Genomic DNA, 19113 nt, shown 5'->3' with positions numbered 1-19113 from the left:
TATTTAGCTAGTTATGAAAGTTAATTTCCAGAGTCTGGACCAAGGAAACACATCTTCGAGTATATATAGTACTTGGAGATGTGTTTTTTTTGCGTTTTTTAACTGCTATTAAAATGATTTGTCGTTACGCCTTCTTCCCAGGCTGCCTCAATGTCATGGATGTTTATGAGGTCAATAACGTTTGTGAAAATGAGGGAGAGGGTTGCCTGGAAGAGTGACTTGGGAGAATTTTTTAGAGGCACTTGGCGAACGTTTAGGATGGGTTTTAGCATGAGTGTTTGACCAGCGGGAGTTTTCGTGCGTTCATCCAAATAAGTGAGCCTAGTGCCTCTAAAAATTTGAACCGGAACTCTGGAAGGTAGCCCTCTCCCTCATTTTCCTCCAGACGTCATTCTCCATAAACACCGAGACAAATTTCTGTTTATAATAGCAGTTAAATAATGATATTGATTTTTAGAAGTAATACACGTGGTAGTAAAAATATAAAAAGATTTTTCGGGATAGTATTAAGAAATTAATGAGGCTGTAACCCTCTAGTAACAAAGAAAATGTATAATATATTTTATAATAAAGATTACTAAAAGAAGAGATAAATTAATAGGGGGAGAGTTTTATGAGGATTAGAGGGGGATTATCAAAAGTATATAGTATATTATTAATAGGTTTTTTAGGGTTAAGCTCAGTAGGAAATATTTATGGGGAAGAAGTAAAAACAATTAAGGACTATAACCAAGTTATTGAGCTAAAGGATTTTGAAGGTAAAGTAATTCTATGCTTAGATAGCGATATTGCTTTTATAGATGGAAAAGAGGTTCAAGGTGTATCATTGCTATTAGAAGATAATAGGGTGTTATTACCTCTTCGAATAATAGCAGAAGGATTAAAAGCTAAAGTAGATTGGGATAAAAAGATAGGGCAAATTGATGTCACCACGAGTAAAGCTAAGGTAACATTAAAAATAGGAAGCAAGACAATGCAAATAGGTAACAAGAATGTATCATTAGAGGTAGCTCCGTTTATTAAGAATAAAACTACTTATTTACCACTTAGGGCTATAGGTGAGGCATTAGGCGTAGAAGTCAAGTATGATCAAGCCGATAAGTTCGTTTATGTAGGAGGTGTAGTAGATGGCTATCTTAATTCAACCTTACAAGTAGCATTTGAAAAACAGAACTATAACATTATTTTTAGTCATAAGTGGTGCCTTATTGGTGAGAAAAACAACAAATTATTTTATAGAGATTTAGATAATGATAAAGGATGGATTGAACTACTAGCAAAACAAACAAAAGATAAAACAGTTAAGTATGCAAGTTTCCATGTAGGGGATGGTATTATGGGAACAGATTTAATCGTTAGGATAGTAGATAATAAACAAGCAGATTTAATAGTGAATGATGATATTTACGATTTTCAAGTACAAGATGGCTATGTATACTATATTAAAGCACATCCAATGGAAGCATTACTTAGTAATACACCAGAGATGATGCAATATTATGATGGTAATCTAATGAAGGTTTCTATTGAAGAAGCGATTAAAGCTAATCCAGAAGGTAGACAAGTTGAAGGTGAGATATTAGGAGAAAAGGGATATTTTTATGGCATAGGTATAAGTTTAGGTAGCTGGGAACAAGATGGTAAACTTTATCCTATGGGGTTTGAACTTAATGAAGGAGGAACAGGTTATTTAGTAGATTGGGAAGTAAAACCAGATGGTATTTATGCTATAGGTGTAGATGTGACATCAGAACATGGGGATCAAACCCAAGGAAAATACAAAGTAGCACTTACAGGCAATACTCACGAGAAACTTCAATAAAACCCTTTGCCAACAAATTAGTATGAGTAACCTCTAAACATGAACTACAGTAAAGTAGCATATAATGAAGAAGAAAGAGAACCATCTCAGTTAGGAGGAGCCTATGAAAGTTGCTATAACTACTGATGGAAGAAGTGTATCAAAACAATTTGCAAGCACCAAGGGTCTTGAAATTTTTGATGTACAAAAGGGAAAAGCTACAAGCAAGATGTTAGTTGATGCCTCTGCAGGAGGAGGCTACGAAGGTCTAGTATATATTTTGCAGAATGAAGAAGTAGAAGTTGTATTATGCGGGGAAATCAAGGCGAATGAAAGAAAAGAATTAGAAGATTACGGGCTTCAAGTCTTTCCAGGAGCTAAAGGAAGCACAACTAGTATTTTAAATGCGTACTTAAGAAGTCTAAGACAAAGTAATGTCAACAGTCACAATAAATAGCGCATAAAAAATAATAAAAGTAAAAGACTAAGAGGAATAAAAAGTATCCTCTTAGTCTTTTGCTTTTTATAAAGGTATTCAATTTTTGCTAAGCCAATTTATAGAGTGCTGTTGTTACGCTTGCAATCAGTAATTTGCTTATTACTTGGAGCAAGCGTATAATAATATGTTGAAAATAATCAATATAGAATCAATACATAATATTTAAGATTAGTTTGGAGGCGAATGTGTTGAATGCAATGATGGGAATAGGTATAGCGATTATTTGTGGGTATTTTATAGGGAAATTGATTAATAAGTTAAAAATCCCTTCGGTTGCAGGCTATGTTATAGCAGGCTTATTATTAGGACAATCATTTCTAGGGGTATTTAATGAAGCATTTATTGAAGCCACTAGCAGTATAAGTGATTTAGCTCTGGGACTTATTGCTTTTAGCATAGGCGGAGAATTATTAGCAAGTGAGCTTAAAAAGATTGGTATTAAAGTATTTATAATAGCTTTTTTTGAAGCCTTTTTTGCATTTGTCTGTGTAACAGGAGCAATGCTATTATTAAAGCAACCGATGGAGACGGCATTACTACTTGGAGCGGTTGCATCAGCTACAGCACCAGCAGCAACAGTTATGGTCATCAATGAACTAGGAGCTAAAGGACCTTTAAGCAAGACGTTAATAGCTGTAGTTGCAATAGATGATGCAATTTGTTTAATGATTTATGCAGTAGCATCATCTATTGCAAAGGTACTTATAACAAATACGCAAAATGTAGAATGGTCACATGTTATAATCAGTCCATTAATTGAAATTGGTGGTTCTATCATACTAGGTATGGTTATTGGTGCTATAGTAGTGGTTATTTTAAGTAAAGTATCTTTTACAAGAGAAATACTAACAGTTGTCATAGCTGCCATTTTATTAACACTAGGAATAGCGACTAAATTAGGTTTATCAGCTCTATTATGTAATATGAGTCTAGGCATAATGGTAGCCAATCTTAGTTCTAATAAAGCAAAAGCATTTGCAACGATTGAAGCTATCACGCCACCTATATATACAGCATTTTTTGTATTAGCAGGTGCCAGACTTCAAATAAGTTTGTTAGGACAAATAGGAGTGATAGGTGTAGTATATACAATTGCTAGAATTGTAGGGAAGGTAAGCGGAGCATCTTGTGGGGCAATCATTACGGGAGCAGAGCCAAGTGTCAAGAAATATATAGGCCTAGGATTACTTTCTCAAATTGGAGTGGCAGTTGGACTAGCTATCGTTATTAGTCATGAGTTTGCAGGCACAGAAATAGGCAATTTAGTAATAACTATATTATTAGCTACTACTATTATTACTGAAATTATAGGGCCACTATGTACGAGATATGCCATTATTAAAGCGGGCGAGGATGGGAAAGTAGGTTTACAAGAAGAGTAGGATTAAAAACAAATAGGAGGGATGCTGGATGTATGTATTATTTATTATTCTTAATGAAATAGAGTATTTAGCTGAGATTATTAAAAAGATGAAAGAAGCAGGCGTAAGGGGGGCAACAGTTATTGAAGGTACTAGTGCAAGTGAAATCGTAGATAATGATTTATATACGGCTTCATTTTTAGCAAGTCTAGTAAATGCATATGAAAGAAGAAATAAAGCTAGTAGAGTGATATTTTCATTAATTGAACGTGAAGAGCAGGTTCAAAGAGCAATGGAAGAGGTGCAAAAAATATTAGAAGGGGAAGCCAAGAAATCACCTCTAGGTATGATGTTTGTATTGCCAGTAGCTCATATGCAAGGGGGAGAGCTAGGAAGGCATATTGAGAGCAGAGATAAAAAGAGAAAATTAGAGGAAAAGAACGCATCGAAATCAGAATAAGAGGGAAGGAGGCTAATATATGTATTTGATGATTACAGTTATTAGTAATATAGATAAACTTAAACCAACGCTGAAGGCATTAAAGAGTGTGGGTACCAAAAGCAATGTAGCAATAGATGCCATAGGTACAAATAATATTGAGAATAGCTATCTTGCCTCTCAATCAGCAATAGAATCAGCATTATTATCTATTAGTCAAGTGGCTCAATATAGAAAAGTTATTTTATCTATTATCCCTGATGAAGAGATATTTCTTAAGGCTACCGATGCGGTTCGGAAAGTACTAGGCAATGATTTAAAAAAACCTAATACAGGCATTATGTTTACAATACCACTTAATGCATTATATATGAAAGATGTTGGTCAATATATAAATTTCACTACAAATTCTAACGAAGTGTTATAGAAAAATTTAATATATCTATATAATATAAAAAAAGAGTATGCATGTAAGAAAATACGGACGCATACTCTTTTTTTTATAAAGACAGTGAAGTCAATCGTGATTAAGAAAAATGCAGAGAAGTAAAATACAAATTATAAATAATTTATTAATAAATTTAAATAGATTTGAAATGTGATATATTTTAAACATGAAGTTATAAATATATCACATTTGGAGGGAGTATGAGAAATAAACCCATTAATAAATTAGGATTCGTGTCATTACTGGCGTTATTAGGGATTGGGGGGATTATAACAGAGAGTAAAGGAATGCTAAGCTTTTTTTACTATATAGTTTATATACGTTATTTTTTTGTAGTACCAGATGAATTATTTCTAAAAAATGTTTCTAAGGCGGCTAGCATAGGTTTTTTTGGCGGTATTTTTGCTACTGGTATAGCTGTAGCAATTCATATGATTATCCCACAGTTCCTATCATCTAATTTAGTGTTAGGAAGCTGCTTTATCGCAGGGACCGTTTGTTTTACTGTCATGTTACTTATACTTGAAATAAGAGAACAGGTGGATTAAATAATGGCTATGAAAACACACTTAAAAGAATATAGAGCTAGATATAGTATAAAACAAGAAGAGTTAGCAAGTCTTGTAGGGGTAAGAAGGGAAACTATTGTTAATTTAGAAAACGGACGTTATAATCCTTCTCTCAAGTTAGCTATGGATATTGCTAAAGTATTTGATTGTATGGTAGAAGACCTATTTGAATTTATGGAATAAGGGAGGTTAGTAATGAGTAACATAGTGAGGTTATGTAGTAGGCTGAAATATATAGGTCTTATAGGATTGCCTATATTCATTTCTGATGCCATAATATTTAAATTACTATGGTTATTTTGGTTATTTACTTTAGTAGAGGTTTTTTATGACCGGGCTATTTATTGGCAGTCAATAAAACAATTAGTTGGAATTCCATATGTATATATAACGCATCATTTTAAGCTACCTGACCCCGTAAATACTTCGTTAACAATGCAATACATACTACCATTTAAAGAAGATTGGGTAGCTGTGAATGGAGGAATGGAAAAATCACTTTCTCATTCATGGGGAATAGTAACTCAGCGCTATGCATATGACTTTTTAATGCTAGATGATAAAGGAAATAGTTTTGAAGGTGAAAAAACACAGTTACATAGCTACTATTGTTATGAAAAGGAAATTATTGCACCAGCAGATGGCGTTGTAGTAGAAATAGGAGATAAGCGCAGAGAGAGCAAAATATTTGGAAATGGGCAGGTAGATATTGGTGTAAAGGATATAAGAGGAAATTATATTATTATTAAGCATGGGACAAAAGAATACAGTTTATTAGGACACTTAATTCCAGGAAGCATCAAGGTTCAAGAGGGAGAAAGGGTAAAGGCAGGGCAAGAACTTGCTAGATGCGGGAATTCTGGAAATTCTTCAGAGCCACATCTTCACTTTCAACTACAAGATGGAAAAAGCTTCTTTTTTTCAGCAGGTTTACCTATTACATTTAATCATATTGAAAATATACCTTGTGAAGCCTATGAGAAATATGATTCACGTCAAATAGTACAAAAGAGCCAATTATATAAATCAGGAAACATTAGGCGAGGACAGAGAGTAAAGAATAAGAAGGTATAGATTTAGAAAACCTAGTAAATAGTATGGAGAGTTTCTGTGTGAAACATGAGAATGAGATGATAAAAAGGGACGAAGAATTGATAGGCAATTCTTCGTCCCTTTTTGTGTAAGGATAATAATATGGGGGTTAGAAATTATGCCCGTTCCAGCCCCAGTGGTTAACAAATTCATATTTAACATAAATTGCATTCTGAGGAATACCTAGTTCTTTTTCATAAAGGGCACAAATTTTAGCGGTTACTTGTTCTAATGCTGCATCAGAGGTAGAGCCAAAGATTTTTACTTCTACGAAAGCACCTTTATCAAGTTTTTTTCCGCTAAAGAAAAGAGAATATTCATCATCAAAGCCCACCATAAGGAAGTTTTCGCTTTTTCCTGGAATAGTACTGATGATTTGTCCGAGTGCAGTCTTGAGTGTTTCCTTTTTCTCTTCTGATAACGTTAACGTGATTTTTGAATCAATATAGGGCATAAACTCATCCTTTCTACAAATAAATAGAATTATAACATAGAAATATTATACCAAAAGATAGAAGTAAAATCCCTTATTTTCCTTATAGTTAAAGTAAAAACTAACTGATTTTAGAATTATTTCATAAAAACCAAAGAAAAAATGAAAAAAATCATTGACGTACGTAAGGAAGTGGTGTATTATTAAACAAGTCAGTGGCGAACAGTTGCTGAGAGCAAATGAACTTTGAAAACAAAATAGTAACTATAAACCAGTCGATTCATTACGTCTCTAATAAGAGATGAGAATCAGTACAACTTGTACTAAGTAAAATAGTCAGTAGTAGAAATACTACACGGACAAACTTTTTTATGAGAGTTTGATCCTGGCTCAGGATGAACGCTGGCGGCGTGCTTAACACATGCAAGTCGAACGAAGTGATAGGAGCTTGCTCCTAGAACTTAGTGGCGGACGGGTGAGTAACGCGTGGGTAACCTGCCCTATGCAGGGGGATAACGTTTGGAAACGAACGCTAATACCGCATAAACTATCGGTAATCGCATGATTATTATAGTAAAGATTTATCGGCATAGGATGGACCCGCGTTGGATTAGCTAGTTGGTGAGATAACAGCCCACCAAGGCGACGATCCATAGCCGGCCTGAGAGGGTGAACGGCCACATTGGGACTGAGACACGGCCCAAACTCCTACGGGAGGCAGCAGTGGGGAATATTGCACAATGGGCGCAAGCCTGATGCAGCGACGCCGCGTGAAGGAAGAAGGTCTTCGGATTGTAAACTTCTATCAGCAGGGAAGAAAAAATGACGGTACCTGACTAAGAAGCTCCGGCTAACTACGTGCCAGCAGCCGCGGTAATACGTAGGGAGCGAGCGTTATCCGGATTTACTGGGTGTAAAGGGTGCGTAGGCGGTTTGTTAAGTCAGAAGTGAAATTTAGGGGCTCAACCTCTAAGCTGCTTCTGAAACTGATGAACTAGAGTGTGGGAGAGGAAAGTGGAATTCCGAGTGTAGCGGTGAAATGCGTAGAGATTCGGAGGAACACCAGTAGCGAAGGCGGCTTTCTGGACCATAACTGACGCTGAGGCACGAAAGCGTGGGGAGCAAACAGGATTAGATACCCTGGTAGTCCACGCTGTAAACGATGAATGCTAGGTGTCGGGGCTTACGGGTCTCGGTGCCGAAGTTAACACATTAAGCATTCCACCTGGGAAGTACGATCGCAAGATTGAAACTCAAAGGAATTGACGGGGACCCGCACAAGCGGTGGAGCATGTGGTTTAATTCGAAGCAACGCGAAGAACCTTACCTAAACTTGACATCCCGATGACCGAAGGGTAATGCCTTCTTTCCTAGCTTGCTAGGACATTGGTGACAGGTGGTGCATGGTTGTCGTCAGCTCGTGTCGTGAGATGTTGGGTTAAGTCCCGCAACGAGCGCAACCCCTATCTTTAGTAGCCAGCATTGAGTTGGGCACTCTAGAGAGACTGCCAGGGATAACTTGGAGGAAGGTGGGGATGACGTCAAATCATCATGCCCCTTATGTTTAGGGCTACACACGTGCTACAATGGCTGCTACAAAGGGAAGCGATCTCGCGAGAGTCAGCAAACCTCAAAAAAGCAGTCCCAGTTCGGATTGTAGTCTGCAACTCGACTACATGAAGTTGGAATCGCTAGTAATCGCGAATCAGAATGTCGCGGTGAATACGTTCCCGGGTCTTGTACACACCGCCCGTCACACCATGGGAGTTGGGGGGGCCCAACGCCGGTGACCCAACCCTTCGGGGAGGGAGCCGTCTAAGGCAAAACCAATAACTGGGGTGAAGTCGTAACAAGGTAGCCGTATCGGAAGGTGCGGCTGGATCACCTCCTTTCTAAGGAATAAGAATTGCTGGTTTAATAGTTACTGTTTTGTTTTGAGAGTTCATCGCTAGATGTAACTATCAAAGCACCGAACCGAAGTGAAACAGTGATGAGGTGTTTTGATACAACGGAAATATGATACATGAAAATAAACCTTTCAAAACATTGAGCCAAGGCGAAATGAGTTGGAAGGTATTTTTGTGTATATAGAATGAAATAAAGAGACAGCTTCAAAGTTCTCATTCCATTTTCATATCAGATTTTTGAAATTTTATCCTATCCTTATTTGTAGGAATACCATTTACTACTATTTTCCACGCTCCATCTTGAAATACTTCATATTGTTCAAAAGCACAGGGTAATCCATTTGCAGTAGCTATGTCGCTACTATCCATAAGCTGAAAATGCAAATGTGGAGCAAAGGAATTGCCTGAATGGCCTACTCTGCCAATAACTTCACCTTTTTTTACACTCTGACCAACTGAAACTTGAATAGATCCTGTTTGAAGATGGACAAGTGCAGCATATACATTGTCGCCACATTCTATAATGATGTAGTTGCCAGCAACTGATTGTACATCATCTTTTTCCGGATTGAAATAATGAGCATTTTTATATGCGTTAGACATATCTGAGAGCAAATTCGTTCTTGCTTGTTCTTCATAACCGTCCTTCGCTTGGATGACAATCCCGTTGCAAGGTGCATATACTTCTTGCCCCCAACAATAATATTCATTTAAGGGAACCCCAAAAAGAAGATAATGCGGCAAACTAACGCGGTAGGCGGGCCAGCCCTTTCTATCCCAATCGACTTGTATAAAGTCATAAGCATATCTTGTTCCTAATTGGTTTGTGCCATGACTCGGAATTTTTGTCCCTGGAGTATTAGGAGAAAGCCATTCTCCCCTCAAAGGAAACGCTACAATTATTGGCTCGCGTGCTTCTATCATTTCAGCCCTCCTATTAACACATTCTTTACCTATATTAGTAAAATTGACTTCTATTATACACTCATTTACCTACAAGGTAAACAGAAAGGACGCGCTACGCCATGATATATTTATATTCCTTGCTGATCTCGCCGGACGGGAGTATAATACCCTTGTCTAAAAGTACGTTTTTTATATTTACAAGAACTTATAAGAAGATTTTCGTCTATCAAATCAATAAAAAATAATAAAAGTAATTAATTATTGTAGGATAGATAAGTCAATACTTAGTATAAATCGAAGGAGGGGAAAGAAATGTATCAAAATGAAGAATCAAAGTTAGTTACAATATATAAGGATGCTAAATTAAGGGCAGAGAAACACTTGATGTTACTTAGAAATGCTAAACAAGATGAAATAATTGAGTCCGATAGGATTTTACAATACCTGCAAGAAACTATAGATTGCTTGAAAATTTGTATAGAAGCTCTAGGTGAAAAATCGGAAACTAAGATGCAATATGCAAGGTACAAGGATGAACTAGGGGAATTAGGCGAAGAAATTATTAAATTAACCAAACCAAATAGATGGTAGCTTCAGAGGCTAGTTACATAAGCATGCGGGCTTACTAGCTACTAACTGAGAATGGGTTACTTAAAAGTGCCTTATTGTATTTTAATAAGAAATTTGGTATCTTAAATGAGAAGAGATTTCAAAATTATACAGAGTACTAGGTTTAAATAAACTAATAAGGGAGCAAGCTAGATAGAAGAAAGGAGTCCTAAAATGACTAAACCAATCAAAGAGATAGACTTAATAATCATCGGTGCAGGCCCAGCAGGACTTACAGCTGCTATTTATGCTGCTAGAGCTGGTCTTGAAACACTTGTACTTGAGAAAGATGTAATAGGTGGACAAGTTAGGTTAAGCTATACAATAGAAAATTATCCAGGCTTTAATAGCATTAAAGGTAATGAATTAGCTGACAAAATAGAAGGACAAGCTACAGAGACAGGTGCTATTATTGATGAGTTTGATGCAATAGAACAGGTTTCGTTAAGTGATGAGGAGAAAATAGTAGAAACAGGTGATTACATCTACAAACCTAAAGCAGTTATTATTGCTACAGGAGCAAAGCCTAAGTCACTTCCTATTCCGGGTGAACAGAAGTATTTAGGTAAAGGTATTCATTACTGCGCTGTATGTGATGGTGCAAGCTACAAAGATGAAGAGATTGCTGTTGTAGGTGGTGGTAATGCGGCACTGGAAGAAGCCTTATTTTTAGCTAAACTTGCTAAGAAAGTAATTATTATTAGAAGATATGATTATTTTAAAGCTGAGGCTAAGACGTTAGAAGAAGTAGAGCATACGCCTAATATAGAGATTATGTATAACTGGGATTTAGTAGATGTAGCAGGAGACAACTTTGTTGAAGTAGCAATGGTTAAAAATACACAAACTGATGAAATGAAAGAAATACCTATTAAAGCGGTATTTGGTTATATAGGAACTGAACCTAAAACAGATTTATTTAAAGAATACGTGCATCTTACTGAGAATGGTTACATTAAAGCTAATGAAAGTATGGAAACTAACATTAAAGGTGTATATGTAGCAGGTGATGTAAGAGAAAAGGAATTTAGACAAATCACAACAGCAGTAGCTGATGGAACAATAGCTGCGCTAAAAGCAGAACAATATATTGCAAGGCAATAAGGAGGAATAAAATATGATAAAAGTATATTCAGTAGAATGGTGTGGACCATGTAATAAAGTGAAAAAGTATTTAGAAAGTAAGAATATACCATACGAAGCAGTAATAGTAGCTGATGCTAAAGAGGATAGAGATATTGTTGAGCAGATTTCAGGTCAAAGATCAGTACCTGTAACAACAATTAACGACCAAGTTATTATTGGATTTGATAAACAAAAAATAGATGCAGCACTAGCAACATTGGATAAATAATGCAGGAGGAGGGTGAAGAGCCTTCCTTTTTTGTTAACTAAAGATTTGAACTATATCTAAGTGTATTTATGAAAGAAACAAATTTATAGTGATAATAAGCAGTGGATGCCTTAAATACATATTCAGATAAGTGGAATTGTTACAGAGCTAGATGCTATTGTAGGACAATTTAAAATATAGAGTATCAAAAAACGAGGAGCTTATAATATAAGTTCCTCGTTTTTTGATAGTAAAGTATTACCAGTTAATTTCTAGACCTACACCTACTTCATGAATAGGGAGTTCTTGATGCATAGCTGCTTTGACCTGGAAAGAAACACAGTGGCAAGGATAAAGTTCTTTAATGTTGTGTTTCTTAAAATAATCAATGGTATAGTCCAGTCTAGAAGAGAGGTCAAAGAGGTGAAAACCGCCTATAACGCCTAAGATTGTATCACACTGACAAACTTTCTTTGCATGCTCGATGATATTGCAAATACCACTATGTGAGCAGCCTGTGATCACATATAAACCTTCAGAAGTTTGATAGACCAAAGCTGTATCATCCATTAAGTAATCATCTTCTAGAGGATGACAACCACATTGGCATTGTCCAATGGGTCCTGTATTTTCAAAATCATGAACTCTGGGAATCTCACCTAAGTAGGTAAGGTTAGGGCTGATTTTAATAGGTGTTTTAACTAAATCTAGAGTAACGAAGTTCTCTAACTCTTCCTTGGATATAGGACATCCAATTTCTAAATCACCTATGACCTTTTTAGAAAAAGTATCTGGGTGAGCTAGAATTTTAAGGTTAGATAGGTCAAAGGCCTCTGAGTTTTGTAAATAAGCTAAGCCTCCTGTGTGATCATTATGTCCATGAGAAATAGCAATGGTGGATATTTCCTTTAATGGCACATTTAATTTCTTTGCGTTTTGTATATATAAGTCCGAATAACCCGCATCAAATAGTATTTTGGTATCTCCATCTTCAATATAGTAAGATACAGCAGGCTCGCCGAAATAATATTGATCTATATAGGTGTTATTATCTACAAGCACTTTTAGTTTCAAGGTATACCTCCTAAATAAGTTATTTATGCATAGCTAATAGTTTAGAGGATAAGGGGAAGATTTGCAACTAAAACAAAAATTTAAACATAGTTGTAATTGATTGACAAAATTCGACAATCATGATATATTCGAGACAATCGTAATTTCGAACATAAGTAAGGGTAAACACAAATAATGTTCGGAAAAACCTATGGATATGTTAAAAAATGCTAATTACACAATTGATAATAACGTATGGATTTAATTTTATAAATGTTGAATAGGTATGACAGACAGTATTTAATACATAATTTTACCTCTTTTAGCAGTAGAAGTTAAGTAATGATAAGCAATAAACAGACAAAAGAATTGACTTGAAGGAAAGGATGACAACATGGACGCTAAAATGAAACACATATTTGATGAAACCATCAAGCAAACAATAGAACTAGCAGAAGATATTTATAAACATCCTGAATTAGGTTATAAAGAAGTTCGAACAGCTGGTAAAGTAAAAGAAATATTAGAAGCAGAAGGGATCCCTTATCAAGATCATGTAGCATATACGGGAATTTTGGCTACGCTTGATTCTGGTAAGCCAGGACCACATATTGGACTGATTTGTGAACTAGATGGTGTGCCAACACTCAATCACCCTTATGCTAATAAAGAAGACAACGCCGCCCATACTTGTGGACATTATGCGCAAATCGGAGCAATGATGGGTGTGTTCCTATCACTTAATAAAGCTAAGGTAATGGACCAGCTTTGCGGGAAGGTCACTTTAGTAGTCACACCTGCAGAAGAATTTTGTGATTTAGAGTATCGCAAAGGACTTATTGCAGAAGGTAAGATCAAGCACGCTTCAGGAAAACAAGAAATGATTGAACTAGGGGTATTTGATGATATGGCCCTCATCTTATCTTGTCATACCATGGGACTTGATATGAATGTTTATGACGCGGAGATTGGTGCAGGATTAAATGGCTTCTTATGTAAGAAAGCTATTTTCCATGGTAAGGGTGCTCATGCAGGAAGTAATCCAGCTGGTGGTATTAATGCCTTAAATGCAGCTAATTTAGCCATGACAGGTATTAATTTCTTAAGGGAGACCTTCCGTGAGGAAGATGCTATTCGTGTACACTTTGTAGTCAAAGAAGGTGGTCAAACTGTTAATACAGTTCCAGAGCGAGTAACAATGGAAATGTATGTACGTGCAAAGACAGTGGATGCCATCTTAGAAACAGATCAGAAAGTAACAAGAGCTTTAAGAGCAGGAGCACTTGCTATTGGCTGTGACTTAGAGATTATAGATACACCAGGCTACTTGCCTCTTCATCAAGATAAGAACTTAACAGAACTTGTTAAAACACACATTTTAAATTATGTGTCATCAGAAAGAATTGCCCAAGGAACACATGGATTTGCTTCTGGAGATATGGGAGACTTATCAAGCTTATATCCAATTGTTGAGATTGGTGTAGGTGGCTTTACAGGAACAATGCACGGCTGTGATTTTAGAACAGCTGACTATGAGCAAGCTTACCATATACCAGCCGCTTATTTTATAGATACCATTATTGACCTTCTATCAGATGGTGGTAAAAAAGCTTATGACATTAAAGAAAAGTTTAACCCTATTATGAGCAAAGAAGCCTATTTAGCAATGCTAGATGGATTCAATAAAACAACTATTTATAAAAAAGGAGAATAAGAAGATGACAAAGAAATGGGCTAGAGTACTACTCACATCATTACTTACAGCAGCCTTATTTACAGGATGTTCTAGTGCACCAGCAGAAAGTAAACCAGAGGAAGGAGCACAAACTGAAGCAGGAACAAATGAAACTAATGGTGAAAAAGTAAAAGTAAGCTTATTAGTAACAGGTTCTTTCGGAGATAAAGCTTTCAATGATTCAGCTCAAACAGGTATGAAACAAGTAGCAGAACAGCTTAGTGATAAAGTTGAAGTTGAAATGATTGAAATGGGTAATGACAAAACAAAATTCGAAGGTTCTTTATTAGATGCTTCTGAATCTGACTCAGACATTATCATTGTAGGAACATGGGATATGAAAGAGATTCTTGAGCAAACAGCTCCTTTATTCCCAGATAAAAAATACATCATTTTTGATACAGACGTAGACTATGCAGCAAGCGATTTAAGCAATGTATATTCTATGAGCTACAAACAAAACGAAGCAGCGTTCCTTGCAGGTGTACTTGCAGCTAGCACAACAACTTCTGATATGACTTATGCAAATGAAGAAGCTACAATTGGTTTCGTAGGTGCAAAAGATACAGCAGCGGTTATCAATGACTCAGCAGTTGGATTTATCCAAGGGGCACAATTCATTAATCCAGATATTAAAGTACTTGTTTCTTACGTAGGTTCTTACGTAGACTCTGCTAAAGCAAAAGAACTTGCTTTAACGCAATACGCTTCAGGTGCTGACTGTGTATTCGTAGCAGCAGGTCCAGCTTCAGTAGGTGTTATTGAAGCTGCAGCAGAAAGCAAAAAATACGTAATCGGGGTAGATTCAGACCAAGCGCTTGCTTATGAAGGTAGTGAAGAAGCAGAGTTTATCATTTCTTCTGCTATTAAAGGTGTAGGTACAACAATCTTCTCATCTATCGAGAGAGATTTAGAAGGTAACCTTCCATATGGTACTTACGAATTACTTGGTCTTGCAGAAAATGCAGTAGGTCTTGCAGACAACAGTATTTATCAAAGTGTTGTTTCAGAAGAGATTCGCACAACAGTAGAAGATGCTAAAGCTAGCTTACTTGCTGGTGAAGTAAGTGTTGATACAGCATATGGTATGGATGAAGCAACATTAAAAGGAATCATTTCTAGCGCTCAATAGAGTAGCAATGAAGAATGAAGAATGAATAATGAAAAGATTTAGGGTTATTTAGTTAGAAATCTTTATTAGAGTATACATCACAGAATGTAACAATTGCCGAGTCAATCTGAAAGGAATAGTGTAAGGTAGTCATCGGATAATAAATAGGAGGGGGTATTACGGGAGTATCGTGATGCCCTCTCTTTATCAAAAATACACGGAAAGGAAATCCTTATGGAGCAGAAAATATTAGAGGCCAGAAAGATTACGAAGGTATACCCTGGTGGTGTTGTAGCCAATCATGAGGTTCAGTTAGATATTTACGAAGGAGAAATCCATGCTTTGGTAGGTGAAAATGGAGCGGGTAAATCTACTCTTATGAAAATGCTATTTGGGATGACATCTCCAACTAGCGGAGAAATCCTTATTAAAGGAGAGCCAGTGGCGTTTGCATCATCTAAATGTGCTATTGCAAAAGGGATAGGGATGGTACACCAACACTTTATGCAAGTGCCATCTATGACAGTAGCAGAGAACCTTATTTTAGGTGCAGAGCCAAGAAAGAACGGTTTAGTAGATAGAAAACAAGCTGTTAAGATTACAGAGGAATTATCAAAGGCCTATAACTTAACAGTAGATGCTAAAGCACAGGTGGAAAATATTTCCCTGGCAATGAGACAAAAATTAGAGATATTAAAAGCACTTTATAGAGGGGCAAAGATTCTGATTTTAGATGAGCCTACTGCTGTACTAACACCTCAAGAGACGCAAGAGCTATTTGAGCAGCTTAAACTGTTAAGAGAAAAAGGACATACGATTATCTTTATTTCACATAAGCTCAATGAAGTAAAAGAACTTTGTAATCGTATGACTATTTTACGTGATGGGAAAACCATGGGAACTTATGAGATTAGTGACTTAAGTGAGCAAGAAATCTCAAGGTTAATGGTAGGTAGAGATGTTAACTTAAACATGGAAAAGTCAGCACCTCATTTTGGAAAAACAGTTGTTTCTGTTAAGGATTTAGTGTATGTGAATCAATTTGGTAAGCAAAAAGTAGATCATGTCTCTTTTTCTATTCGTGAGGGTCAAATCTTAGGGATAGCAGGTATTGATGGCAATGGTCAATCTGAATTAGTAGAGGTGATTGTAGGAGCGCTTAAGCAGTCATCAGGGCAGATTCATTTAAAGGGTAAAGACATTTCTAAATTACCAATTTTAAAACGTCAAGAAGCTGGTATTTCACACGTATCAGAAGATAGAATGAGATACGGTAGCGCACCAAAACTTTCTCTAGAAGATAATGCTATTTCAAAAATTTATTATACGAATGAGCTAAAAAGCCATGGCTTATTAAGTAGCAAAAAAATAGCTGCTTTTACAGAAAAAATCTTAAAGGATTTCAAAGTTAAATACGATCATAATAAACAATCTATTGGAGAACTATCAGGTGGGAATATCCAAAAATTGATTGTAGGACGTGAATATGAATATAACCCAGAGCTTCTTATTATTAACCAACCAACTAGAGGGGTAGACGTAGGTGCTATTGAATTCATTAGGAAAAAAATCCTCGATATGAGAGAAAGAAGGAAAGCAATTTTATTAGTATCAGCAGACCTATCTGAAATTTTATCTTTAAGTGATAGTATTTTAGTCATGCATGAAGGAAAAATTGTCGGGTATATTGAAGATGCTAAAACAGCAACAGAAAATGAACTAGGGCTCTACATGCTAGGGGTTAAACAAGATTCAAAAGAAAAACTAGGAGGAGCCTACCATGAGTAGAAAAGGATTAAAAAATCATATTAATAGCTTTGCCTTACTTCGTTTAATGGTAGCCATACTAATTGCAGTTGGGATAACAGTAGCTATTATCTTTAGCATTAGTAAAGAACCAGGTACAGCTATTTATAACCTATTCTTAGGACCATTACAGTCTAAAAGACACTTCTTTAATGTATTAGAAAGTAGTATTCCTTTAATGTTTACTGGTTTGGCACTAAGCATTGTATTCAAATCAGGAAACTTCTCCATGATTGCAGATGGTGCTCTTTACATGGGGGGAGCAGTAGCAGCAGCTATTGCTATTAAAATGGCTCTTCCAGCAGGTATTCATCCAATAGTGATGATTTTAGCAGCAGCAGCAGTAGGTGCTGTGATTGGTAGTATCCCTGCTATTTTAAAGGTAAAATGCCATGCGAATGAGCTTGTAACATCGTTAATGCTTAATAATGTCTTTTTCTTCACAGGTATTTACCTTGTTAATAAACACCTTATTGATAGAAGTGCAGGGACTTTTGCTTCTTTAAAATACGAATCAACAAGTAGCCTTGGAAACATGGTAAGTGGAACAAAGCTCCACTATGGTTTCTTAATTGCTATAGCAGTAGCAGTCTTACTTTATATCTTAGTATATAAAACAAAATTTGGTTATGAAATTCGCCTTGTAGGAAGTAATCCAGAGTTTGCTAAGCATTCAGGAATTAACATTGGAAAAGTGATTATCTTAACTCAAATGTTAGCAGGTGCCATAGCAGGTATGGGTGGTGCAGTAGAACAAGCGGGTATGTATAATCGCTTTAACTGGCAAGACTCACCAAGTTATGCTTGGGATGGGGTTATTATTACAATTTTAGCAGGAAATAATCCTAAATATGTACCACTTGCAGCCTTCTTCCTAGGATATATTCGTGTAGGGGCAGACTTAATGTCTAGAAGATCAGATGTACAAAATGAACTTGTCGCTATTGTACAAGCTGTATTAATCTTATTTATCACAGCAGAACGTTTCCTTGCAGTGGTTAAACAAAGACAAGAATCTAAAAAAGCGTTAAGCAGTTATGGCGAATAGGAGGGAGAATAGACCATGGAATTATTATTAGACATTTTAAATACGTTAACACTTCCTGAATTTTATTTTGCCATGTTCCGTAGTGCGACACCAGTACTACTGACAACATTAGGAGCAATCATTGCTTCCAGATCAGGTTCAAGTAATATTGCTTTAGAAGGTACAATGCTTATGTCAGCTTTTACAGGGGTAGTGGTAAGTGCTTTTACGCAAAATGCGTGGATAGGGCTTTTAGGAGCTATATTTGCTGGCTTTTTAATGAGTAATATTTTAGCTTACTTTGCGCTTAAGTTAAAATCCAATATTATTATTTCAGGGATTGCGCTTAATACTTTTGCTTCAGGAGGAACGATCTTTTTCCTTTACCTTATTACAGGAGAAAAAGGAGCCTCAACTTCACTTCCTTCTTTAAAACTACCAAGCATTAATATTCCTATTATTGAAGATATTCCAGTAATAGGACAAATTTTATCAGGTCATCATGTACTCACTTATATAGCACTTATTTTAGTATTCGTTGTATGGGCTATGTTTAAGTACACAAGACTTGGTATGCACATTCGCGCCGTTGGTGAATCACCAGAAGCTATGGAATCTGTAGGAGTTTCTGTTAAAAAGATTAAATATATTGCTTTAAGCTTAAGTGGTATTTTAGCTGGTATGGGTGGTGCCTTCTTATCCATGGGTTATGTAGGACTATTCTCATCAGGTATGACAGCAGGACGTGGTTACATTGCCTTAGCAACACAAGCTATCGCAGCAGGAAACGCCATTGTAGGATTCTTTACTTCACTCCTTTTCGGATTCTGTGAAAGTCTTTCCAATTACTTACAAGGGGCATCTATTCCACTTCAATTCGTACAACTTATGCCATACTTAATGATTACCATTGCCTATACATGGTACTGCAGTCATAAGCATAAACAAAAACTTAAAAAACAAAGACTAATGCAAGGGGAATAG

At 36.2% G+C, this 19113-nt stretch carries 19 protein-coding genes and 1 rRNA gene; 17 read left to right on the top strand and 3 right to left on the bottom strand.

Annotated elements, in window-relative coordinates:
• The first annotated feature begins 613 nt into the window (after positions 1-613).
• From QTL86_RS16090 to QTL86_RS16055, 8 genes are all read left to right on the top strand, one after another.
• Positions 614-1822, top strand: a complete 1209-nt coding sequence (locus tag QTL86_RS16090; protein WP_410495419.1) for a stalk domain-containing protein — start codon at positions 614-616, stop codon at positions 1820-1822.
• 103 nt (positions 1823-1925) lie between these two features.
• The gene (locus tag QTL86_RS16085) at positions 1926-2258 is read left to right on the top strand and encodes a NifB/NifX family molybdenum-iron cluster-binding protein (protein ID WP_410495418.1); all 333 of its coding nucleotides are present in this window, start codon (positions 1926-1928) and stop codon (positions 2256-2258) included.
• Between the two features lie 227 nt (positions 2259-2485).
• Positions 2486-3682 carry a cation:proton antiporter gene (locus QTL86_RS16080; RefSeq protein ID WP_410495417.1) on the top strand — a complete coding sequence of 399 codons (1197 nt, stop codon included), beginning with the start codon at positions 2486-2488 and terminating at the stop codon, positions 3680-3682.
• A 28-nt stretch (positions 3683-3710) separates the two neighbouring features.
• Entirely contained in the window at positions 3711-4121 is a 411-nt protein-coding gene (locus QTL86_RS16075) for a hypothetical protein (protein ID WP_127065412.1), read from the top strand.
• Positions 4122-4140: 19 nt separating this feature from the next.
• Positions 4141-4527, top strand: a complete 387-nt coding sequence (locus QTL86_RS16070) for a hypothetical protein (RefSeq protein WP_013655378.1) — start codon at positions 4141-4143, stop codon at positions 4525-4527.
• A gap of 221 nt (positions 4528-4748) precedes the next feature.
• On the top strand, positions 4749-5096 hold the full coding sequence (locus tag QTL86_RS16065; RefSeq protein ID WP_410495416.1) for a DUF3796 domain-containing protein: 348 nt from the start codon (positions 4749-4751) through the stop codon (positions 5094-5096).
• 3 nt (positions 5097-5099) lie between these two features.
• Positions 5100-5300 carry a helix-turn-helix transcriptional regulator gene (locus tag QTL86_RS16060; protein WP_410495415.1) on the top strand — a complete coding sequence of 67 codons (201 nt, stop codon included), beginning with the start codon at positions 5100-5102 and terminating at the stop codon, positions 5298-5300.
• A 12-nt stretch (positions 5301-5312) separates the two neighbouring features.
• Positions 5313-6191, top strand: a complete 879-nt coding sequence (locus QTL86_RS16055) for a M23 family metallopeptidase (protein ID WP_410495414.1) — start codon at positions 5313-5315, stop codon at positions 6189-6191.
• A gap of 127 nt (positions 6192-6318) precedes the next feature.
• Here QTL86_RS16055 and QTL86_RS16050 read toward each other — a convergent pair whose 3' ends face one another.
• Positions 6319-6663, bottom strand: a complete 345-nt coding sequence (locus QTL86_RS16050) for a phenylpyruvate tautomerase MIF-related protein (RefSeq protein WP_013655379.1) — start codon at positions 6661-6663, stop codon at positions 6319-6321.
• A gap of 346 nt (positions 6664-7009) precedes the next feature.
• Between QTL86_RS16050 and QTL86_RS16045 the strand changes: the two genes are divergently transcribed.
• A 16S ribosomal RNA gene (locus tag QTL86_RS16045) occupies positions 7010-8534 on the top strand.
• 228 nt (positions 8535-8762) lie between these two features.
• Here QTL86_RS16045 and QTL86_RS16040 read toward each other — a convergent pair.
• Entirely contained in the window at positions 8763-9473 is a 711-nt protein-coding gene (locus QTL86_RS16040) for a M23 family metallopeptidase (protein WP_410495413.1), read from the bottom strand.
• A gap of 294 nt (positions 9474-9767) precedes the next feature.
• On the opposite strand from QTL86_RS16040, the gene QTL86_RS16035 reads away from it, so the two are divergent.
• The 3 genes from QTL86_RS16035 (at position 9768) to QTL86_RS16025 (ending at position 11418) form a co-directional block, all read left to right on the top strand.
• Positions 9768-10046: a hypothetical protein gene (locus QTL86_RS16035; protein WP_013655381.1), complete on the top strand. Its 279-nt coding sequence runs from the start codon at positions 9768-9770 to the stop codon at positions 10044-10046.
• Positions 10047-10238: 192 nt separating this feature from the next.
• Positions 10239-11168: a thioredoxin-disulfide reductase gene (trxB, locus tag QTL86_RS16030; protein ID WP_127065415.1), complete on the top strand. Its 930-nt coding sequence runs from the start codon at positions 10239-10241 to the stop codon at positions 11166-11168.
• A gap of 13 nt (positions 11169-11181) precedes the next feature.
• Positions 11182-11418, top strand: a complete 237-nt coding sequence (locus tag QTL86_RS16025) for a glutaredoxin domain-containing protein (RefSeq protein ID WP_127065416.1) — start codon at positions 11182-11184, stop codon at positions 11416-11418.
• Between the two features lie 237 nt (positions 11419-11655).
• Here QTL86_RS16025 and QTL86_RS16020 read toward each other — a convergent pair whose 3' ends face one another.
• The gene (locus QTL86_RS16020) at positions 11656-12471 is read right to left on the bottom strand and encodes an MBL fold metallo-hydrolase (protein WP_127065417.1); all 816 of its coding nucleotides are present in this window, start codon (positions 12469-12471) and stop codon (positions 11656-11658) included.
• A gap of 373 nt (positions 12472-12844) precedes the next feature.
• On the opposite strand from QTL86_RS16020, the gene QTL86_RS16015 reads away from it, so the two are divergent.
• The 5 genes from QTL86_RS16015 (at position 12845) to QTL86_RS15995 (ending at position 19113) form a co-directional block, all read left to right on the top strand.
• Positions 12845-14164, top strand: a complete 1320-nt coding sequence (locus tag QTL86_RS16015) for an amidohydrolase (RefSeq protein WP_410495412.1) — start codon at positions 12845-12847, stop codon at positions 14162-14164.
• Between the two features lie 4 nt (positions 14165-14168).
• Complete coding sequence (locus QTL86_RS16010; RefSeq protein ID WP_410495411.1) at positions 14169-15317, top strand: BMP family ABC transporter substrate-binding protein; 1149 nt, start codon at positions 14169-14171, stop codon at positions 15315-15317.
• A 213-nt stretch (positions 15318-15530) separates the two neighbouring features.
• Positions 15531-17084: an ABC transporter ATP-binding protein gene (locus QTL86_RS16005; protein ID WP_410495410.1), complete on the top strand. Its 1554-nt coding sequence runs from the start codon at positions 15531-15533 to the stop codon at positions 17082-17084.
• Entirely contained in the window at positions 17077-18150 is a 1074-nt protein-coding gene (locus QTL86_RS16000; RefSeq protein ID WP_013655388.1) for an ABC transporter permease, read from the top strand. The genes QTL86_RS16005 and QTL86_RS16000 overlap by 8 nt, the downstream gene beginning before the upstream one ends.
• Before the next feature lie 15 nt (positions 18151-18165).
• Complete coding sequence (locus QTL86_RS15995; protein ID WP_410495409.1) at positions 18166-19113, top strand: ABC transporter permease; 948 nt, start codon at positions 18166-18168, stop codon at positions 19111-19113.

This window comes from Cellulosilyticum sp. ST5 (assembly GCF_046529625.1).
GTDB classification, from domain to species: Bacteria; Bacillota; Clostridia; order Lachnospirales; family Cellulosilyticaceae; genus Cellulosilyticum; species Cellulosilyticum lentocellum.
The sequence above is the reverse complement of the archived record's forward strand: the minus strand, read 5'-3'. Positions and strand labels throughout refer to the sequence as shown.

Bases quoted from the DNA above. Each gene is read 5' to 3' on its own strand.
- QTL86_RS16025 (WP_127065416.1), top strand. From the start codon at position 11,182: ATGATAAAAGTATATTCAGTAGAATGGTGTGGACCATGTAATAAAGTG.
- QTL86_RS16005 (WP_410495410.1), top strand. From the start codon at position 15,531: ATGGAGCAGAAAATATTAGAGGCCAGAAAGATTACGAAGGTATACCCT.
- QTL86_RS15995 (WP_410495409.1), top strand. From the start codon at position 18,166: ATGGAATTATTATTAGACATTTTAAATACGTTAACACTTCCTGAATTT.
- QTL86_RS16090 (WP_410495419.1), top strand. From the start codon at position 614: ATGAGGATTAGAGGGGGATTATCAAAAGTATATAGTATATTATTAATA.
- trxB (WP_127065415.1), top strand. From the start codon at position 10,239: ATGACTAAACCAATCAAAGAGATAGACTTAATAATCATCGGTGCAGGC.
- QTL86_RS16055 (WP_410495414.1), top strand. From the start codon at position 5,313: ATGAGTAACATAGTGAGGTTATGTAGTAGGCTGAAATATATAGGTCTT.
- QTL86_RS16085 (WP_410495418.1), top strand. From the start codon at position 1,926: ATGAAAGTTGCTATAACTACTGATGGAAGAAGTGTATCAAAACAATTT.
- QTL86_RS16040 (WP_410495413.1), bottom strand. From the start codon at position 9,473: ATGATAGAAGCACGCGAGCCAATAATTGTAGCGTTTCCTTTGAGGGGA.
- QTL86_RS16010 (WP_410495411.1), top strand. From the start codon at position 14,169: ATGACAAAGAAATGGGCTAGAGTACTACTCACATCATTACTTACAGCA.
- QTL86_RS16050 (WP_013655379.1), bottom strand. From the start codon at position 6,663: ATGCCCTATATTGATTCAAAAATCACGTTAACGTTATCAGAAGAGAAA.
- QTL86_RS16075 (WP_127065412.1), top strand. From the start codon at position 3,711: ATGTATGTATTATTTATTATTCTTAATGAAATAGAGTATTTAGCTGAG.
- QTL86_RS16015 (WP_410495412.1), top strand. From the start codon at position 12,845: ATGGACGCTAAAATGAAACACATATTTGATGAAACCATCAAGCAAACA.
- QTL86_RS16060 (WP_410495415.1), top strand. From the start codon at position 5,100: ATGGCTATGAAAACACACTTAAAAGAATATAGAGCTAGATATAGTATA.
- QTL86_RS16065 (WP_410495416.1), top strand. From the start codon at position 4,749: ATGAGAAATAAACCCATTAATAAATTAGGATTCGTGTCATTACTGGCG.
- QTL86_RS16000 (WP_013655388.1), top strand. From the start codon at position 17,077: ATGAGTAGAAAAGGATTAAAAAATCATATTAATAGCTTTGCCTTACTT.
- QTL86_RS16070 (WP_013655378.1), top strand. From the start codon at position 4,141: ATGTATTTGATGATTACAGTTATTAGTAATATAGATAAACTTAAACCA.
- QTL86_RS16035 (WP_013655381.1), top strand. From the start codon at position 9,768: ATGTATCAAAATGAAGAATCAAAGTTAGTTACAATATATAAGGATGCT.